The organism is Prescottella subtropica, assembly GCF_005434945.1.
In the GTDB taxonomy this organism is placed as follows: Bacteria; Actinomycetota; Actinomycetes; order Mycobacteriales; family Mycobacteriaceae; genus Prescottella; species Prescottella subtropica.
This window is the reverse complement of record NZ_SKCH01000029.1, coordinates 1-6,375: the sequence shown is the minus strand read 5'-3', so window position 1 is coordinate 6,375 and position 6,375 is coordinate 1. Positions and strand designations below refer to the sequence as shown.

3 protein-coding genes and 1 pseudogene are annotated in these 6,375 nt (G+C 68.6%); 1 reads left to right on the top strand and 3 read right to left on the bottom strand.

The features are described from left to right. The 3 genes and pseudogenes from E0497_RS18200 to E0497_RS18190 all read right to left on the bottom strand — a co-directional run. Nucleotides 1-2,275 (bottom strand): annotated as a pseudogene (locus tag E0497_RS18200) (hypothetical protein); the annotation flags it as partial. A 425-nt stretch (nt 2,276-2,700) separates the two neighbouring features. Next, on the bottom strand, nt 2,701-3,498 hold the full coding sequence (locus E0497_RS18195) for an SDR family oxidoreductase (RefSeq protein ID WP_137726212.1): 798 nt from the start codon (nt 3,496-3,498) through the stop codon (nt 2,701-2,703). Further along, nucleotides 3,498-4,703, bottom strand: coding sequence for a cytochrome P450 (locus E0497_RS18190; RefSeq protein ID WP_137726211.1), 1,206 nt, complete (start codon nt 4,701-4,703; stop codon nt 3,498-3,500). The genes E0497_RS18195 and E0497_RS18190 overlap by 1 nt, the downstream gene beginning before the upstream one ends. Before the next feature lie 82 nt (nt 4,704-4,785). Here E0497_RS18190 and E0497_RS18185 point away from each other — a divergent pair, with 82 nt between their 5' ends. Continuing rightward, nucleotides 4,786-6,255, top strand: coding sequence for an aldehyde dehydrogenase (locus E0497_RS18185; RefSeq protein ID WP_137726210.1), 1,470 nt, complete (start codon nt 4,786-4,788; stop codon nt 6,253-6,255). The last annotated feature ends 120 nt before the right edge of the window (nt 6,256-6,375 follow it).

Genomic DNA, 6,375 nt, shown 5'->3' with positions numbered 1-6,375 from the left:
CAGCATCCGTGCCACCGGTGCTGCCGCCGTCGCCGGCACTGCCGAGAGCACCGACGCTACCGAGGACCGGCAGGGCCAGGCTCCCCAACGGGAGCGCAAGGCTACCGAGCGGAATCGCCAGGCTTCCCAACGCCGGAAGGGCGACGCTACCCAGATCCAGATCGCCACTGCCGGTGGTCAGGTCGGAGCTACCGGCGTCTGCGCCACTGTCACTACCGGTGCCACCACTCGAACCGGCACCCGCACCCGCGTCACCGAGGCTGCCGGTCAGCAGATCGCCGAGTTCGAAGTCACTGCTACCGGCCGTCAGGTCGGAGCTACCCGCCTCCGTGCCGCCAACTCCACTCGAACCCGCACCAGCATCCCCCAGGCTGCCCAGACCGAGATCACCGCTGCCTGTGCTCGGATCGGAACTACCCGCATCCGTGCCACCGGTGCTACCACCGTCTCCGGCACTCCCGAGAGCACCGGCACTACCCAGGACCGGCAGGGCCAGGCTCCCCAACGGAAGTGCAAGGCTACCGAGCGGAATCGCCAGACTCCCCAACGCCGGAAGCGCGACGCTACCCAAATCGAGATCACCGCTACCAGCGGTCAGATCGGAGCTACCGGCATCCGTGCCGCCAACTCCACTCGAACCCGCACCGGCATCACCGAGGCTGCCCGTCAACAGGCCGCCGAGACTGCCCAGATCGAAGTCACCGCTACCGGCCGTCAGATCCGAGCTACCCGCGTCGGTGCCACCCTCACTACCGATGCCACCGCTCGAACCCGCACCCGCGTCGCCGAGACTGCCCGTCAACAGCCCACCGAGCTCGAAATCACCGCTACCCGTGCTCGGATCGGAACTACCCGCATCCGTGCCACCGGTGCTGCCGCCGTCTCCGGCACTGCCGAGAGCACCGGCACTACCGAGGACCGGCAGGGCCAGGCTCCCCAACGGAAGCGCAAGGCTACCGAGCGGAATCGCCAGACTTCCCAACGCCGGAAGCGCGACGCTACCCAGATCGAGATCACCGCTACCAGCGGTCAGATCGGAACTGCCCGCAGGAAGCTCGGAACTACCGGCATCCGTGCCGCCAACTCCGCTCGAACCCGCACCGGCATCACCGAGACTGCCGGTCAGCAGACCGCCCAGGCTACCGGCCCCGAGGCCCCCCAGATCGAAGTCGCCACTGCCCGTAGTCAGATCGGAACTACCGGCGGTCAGATCGGCGCTACCCGCCTCGGTACCGGCATCACCGGTGCTACCACTGTCTCCGGCACTGCCGAGAGCACCGGCACTACCCAGAGCCGGCAGGGCCAGGCTCCCCAACGGAAGAGCAAGGCTACCGAGCGGAATCGCCAGACTTCCCAACGCCGGAAGCGCGACGCTACCCAGATCGAGATCACCGCTGCCGGCGGTCAGATCAGAGCTACCCGCGTCGGTGCCACCTTCGCTACCGGTGCCACCGCTCGAACCCGCACCAGCACCAGTGTCACCGAGGCTGCCGGTCAGCAGGTCACCCAGGCTACCGGCCTCGAGGCCCCCCAGATCGAAGTCACCACTGCCCGTGGCCGGGTCGGAGCTACCGGCATCCGTGCCACCGGTGCTACCGCCGTCTCCGGCACTGCCCGAGGCGCCCGTACTACCGAGGACCGGCAATCCGAGGCTGCCGAGCGCAAGCTCCCCCAGGCTGCCCAGATCGAGGTCAGCACTACCGGCCGTCAGATCTGCGCTACCTGCATCGACGTCACCGGCACCACTCGAACCCGCACCGGCACCCGCGTCACCGGAACTGCCGAGCGCGGGCAGTGCAGCACTGCCGAGCACACCTTCCGCGGATCCGCCGAGGTCGGGATCGTCGCTGCTGCTGGTGGACCCGCTGCTACCGGTACCGAGGCTGCCGAGCGCCAGGTCGGTGAGACTACCGAGGTCCACGCCGCCGTCGGCGAGGCTGCCGAGGCTGCCTGCCAGTTCTTCGATACTGCCCAGGTTCAGGCCGCCACCGCCGAGGCTTCCGAGTGCCAGCTCGGCAAGCTGTGCCAGATCGAGGTTGCCGGCACTACCGGCTCCGGCACCGCCGGCCGCGCCGCCCGGCCCCGCAGCGCTCCCGAGGCCCCCTCCACCGTTGCCGTCAGCGCTGCTTCCGAGGCCCGAAACGCCGCCGGTTGCACCACCGTTCGCGCTGCTGCCGATACCGTTCGCGGACGCCGGCTGCGCCTGCCCGACGGACGGTGTCGCGATCGTCAGCGCACCGACGGCGGTGGCCGCCACCAGGATGCGACTCTTCATCCTCAGCGTTCTCATGTTTCGGGCTTTGTGGGTAGACATCGTACTTCGGCCTCCTCGATCGACATGCCGGCAACGCGCAACGGACAGCCCAACGGCATGACGACAGAATCAGGCGAAAAACGCCCCCCCGAGAATCCGTCTGGCCCCCACCAGTCGGATAGCAGAATCCCCCAGCCACATGCTTAGGCACGATCAAGATAACATCTCGGACAGAATGCGATGACGGATTCGACAGACCCACATCGTCACGAAATCAGTTAGCGCGTCTCAGCATTGACGCATCCCGTGCGGATGATCTGCACTTTCATCACCGACCACGAGGCGTCGCGAAACGGGAATTCACCCCTAATCTCACCCCGAATCGGACGGGTATCCCGCGTTGCCCGATTCGGCATGTAACGATCGGCGTTCACCCCCCGATTGTTTTATCTCAGCTTTGTCTGCTCGGTGGCCACGAGCGGCGCCTCGGGTTGCACTTCGACGAGCACGAGATGGACTCCGCGGGGCGCGTTCACGACCGCGACGACGGCGTCGGCCATGTCCGACGCTCGCAGGAAACGACCGTGCCGCGTGAAACCCCACGCGGTCCACATCTGCGCGACGGGCGCGATGATCTCCGGGGTCGAATCCATGCCCATCCCGGTCAGAGTCGGGCCGGGCCGCACCACCGAGGCGCGGATTCCGGTGCCCTCGAGTTCCATCCGCATCTGCCGTCCCATCGCCTCGACGCCGGCCTTGGCGGCGTCGTAGGCGCCCATGAGGGGACGCGGCCGGTCGGCACAGTCAGATCCGATGAGGACGAAGTCGCCGCGCCGGCGCTCCCGCATACCCGGCAGCACCCGGTGCGCGAGGCGTTGCGGCCCCACCAGGTGCACGTCGATCTGTTGCGCGAACCGGGCCGGATCGATCTCGTCGGCGGCACCGAACTCGAGGTCGCCGGCACCGGAGACGACGATCTCGGCCGGGCCGATCGCGGCTTCGGCCGCGGTGACGAACGCGTCGACCGAGTCGTCGTCGGTGACGTCGAGGACGTGCGTGAACGCCTCGCCCCCGTTGCGGCGGATCGTCGCGGCGACGGCTTCGGACTTGTCGACCCGGCGTGCGCCGAGCGCGACGGGATGCCCGAGTGCGGCGAGGGCGTACGCGGTGGCCGCACCGATACCGGAGGAGGCTCCACTGATGAGGGCGGGTCGTCGGGCCGGATTGGGTTCGAAACGCGGCATCAGCGCACCTGCACCGTCATCGGCAGGGACGCGAAACCGCGCACGTTCGACGAGTGGACACGCTCGGCTCGGGTGGTGTCGATGTCGTAGCGGGCGACCCGTCGCGCGAACTCGTCGAGCGCGATGTTCGCCTCGAGTCGCGCGAGATGCGCTCCGAGGCAGAAGTGGACGCCGCCACCGAAACTGACGAGCTTGCCCGCCGAGTCCCGGCCGATCCGGTACTCGTCGGCGTCGGGGAACGCGGCGTCGTCGCGGTTGGCGGACCCGAGCAGCAGCAGCATCTTCTCCCCCGCCGGCACCGTCTGCCCGTAGTACTCGAGGTCGACGGTGGTGGTGCGGGCGATGATCTGGCTGGAGGTGTCGAAACGTAGTGTCTCCTCGACCCATTCGGGAACCCGCTGCGGTTCGGCGAGTACCGGCGCCACCTGGTCCGGATGCCGGTCGCCCCAGTAGGCGGCGTTGCCGAGCAGCTTCGTGGTGGTCTCGTTGCCGGCGACCACCATGAGGAACATGAACGCGAGGATCTCCTGGTCGGAGAGTGTGTCGCCGTCGAGTTCGGCGTCGAGTAGCGCGGAGGTGAGGTCGTCGGTGCGCGAACGGCGACGCTGCTCGATCATGTCCTTGTAGTAGGTCATCAGCGTGATCGACGCCTCCATCGCCGCCTGCGGCACGTCGAGGACACCGGCCTCGCGGTGCACCACCAGGTCTGCGAGTCGACGCAGTTCGGTGCGGTCGGCCGGCGGGACACCCATCAGTTCGGAGACGACGTCCATCGGGAGTTTGCCGGCGACGTCGGCGATCCAGTCGAACTCGCCGGCCGCCAGCGCGGGTTCGAGGTAGCGGCAGGCGAGTTCCCGGATCCGCGGTTCGAGTTCCGCGACACGGCGGGGTGTGAACCCTCGGGACACCAACTGTCGCAGTCGCGCATGCCGGGGATCGTCCATCGCGAGGAACGACATCACCAGGTGGGCGTGCGGCCCGTATGCGGCCGGGTCCAGCGAGACGCCGTTGGCGCTCGACAGCCTCGTGTGGTCGCGGAACCCCCGCAGGACGTCGGTGTGCCGCGACAGCGCCCAGAACCCGATCTCCGGGTTGTGGTAGATCGGCGCCTCGTCGCGCAGGCGCGCGTAGACCGGGTACGGGTCCTCGTGGAGGTCGTAGTCGTACGGGTTGAACACCAGCGGATCGATCGGGGCTTCGGTCATCGGCGCACTCCCCATCTCGTTGCCAACCAGAATTGACCGAACTATAGTCCAGACACCTGTCCAGCAAGAAAGGTTCCGCGCCATGCCGCTGCGCCCGACCGACAGCTCGACACTCCTGATCGACGGCAAGCTCGTCCCCGGTTCCGGGGGTGTGTTCGACGTGATCGACCCCGCCACCGAGGACCGCCTCGGGTATGCCGCCGACGCCACCGCGGACGACATGGACGCGGCGATCGCGGCGGCCCGGCGCGCGTTCGACGACACCACGTGGTCCCGCGATCCGGCATTCCGCGCCCACTGTCTGCGCCAACTCCGGGACGCCCTGCAGTCGCACCTCGAGGAGTTACGGGACGTCACGATCGCCGAGGCGGGTGCACCGCGCATGCTGACCGCCGGTCCGCAGCTGGAGGGCCCGATCGCCGATCTCGGCTACTTCGCGGACCTCGCCGAGTCGTACACGTGGGAGACGGATCTGGGCGTCGCGGCGCCGCTGGGAATCCGCACCCGCAGGCGCATCCACCGGGAGGCGGTCGGGGTGGTCGGCGCGATCACGCCGTGGAACTTCCCGCACCAGATCACCTTCGCGAAACTCGGTCCGGCGCTGGCTGCGGGCAACACGGTCGTCCTCAAGCCGGCACCGGACACCCCATGGTGTGCGGCCCTGGTCGGGACGGTGATCGCCGAAGAGACCGACATTCCGGCCGGTGTCGTCAATATCGTCACCTCCACCGACCACCGGCTCGGCGACCAGCTGGTCCGTGATCCGCGGGTGGATCTGATCTCGTTCACCGGGTCCACCGCAACAGGCAGAAAGGTCATGGCCGCGGCGTCCGACACCCTCAAGAAGGTGTTCCTCGAACTCGGCGGCAAGTCCGCGTTCGTCGTCCTCGACGACGCCGACCTGACCGCCGCGTGCGCGCTGGCCGCGTTCACCGTGTGCACGCACGCCGGCCAGGGCTGCGCGATCACCACCCGGCTGTTGGTGCCGCGGGACCGCTACGACGAGGCGGTGGCGGCCACCGCCCGCACCCTGGCCGGGATCCGGCCCGGCCACCCCGCCGAGCCCGGAACCGTGTGCGGGCCGCTGATCTCCGCGCGGCAGCGGGAGCGGGTCGAGGACTATCTGCGGCTCGCCGTCGAGGAGGGCGGCACGATCGCCGTCGGCGGCGACCGACCGTCCGAGCACGAGCGGGGCTTCTACATCGAGCCGACCCTGATTGCGGGACTGGACAACTCGTCGCGCGTCGCGCAGGAGGAGATTTTCGGGCCGGTGCTGGTGATCCTCCCCCACGACGGCGACGACGACGCCGTCCGTATCGCCAACGATTCGCCGTACGGGCTGTCCGGGTCGGTGTGGGGCCGTGACCCCGACCGGATCCGGAACGTGGTGGCCGGGATCCGCACCGGCACGCTCGGCGTCAACGGCGGCATCTGGTACGCCGCGGACGCGCCGTTCGGCGGCTACAAGCAGTCCGGTATCGGCCGCGAGATGGGTGTCGCCGGGTTCGAGGAGTACCTGGAGACCAAGCTCGTCGCAGAACCCGCCGGCTAGGGCGTGTCTGGTAAATGCTCGCGGCCGGATACGCGACACTCACTGAGTGTTGCGTGCCGATGAGATCTCCGACGACCTGTGGACCGTGATCGTCCCCGTCTTTCCGATACCGTCGGGAAG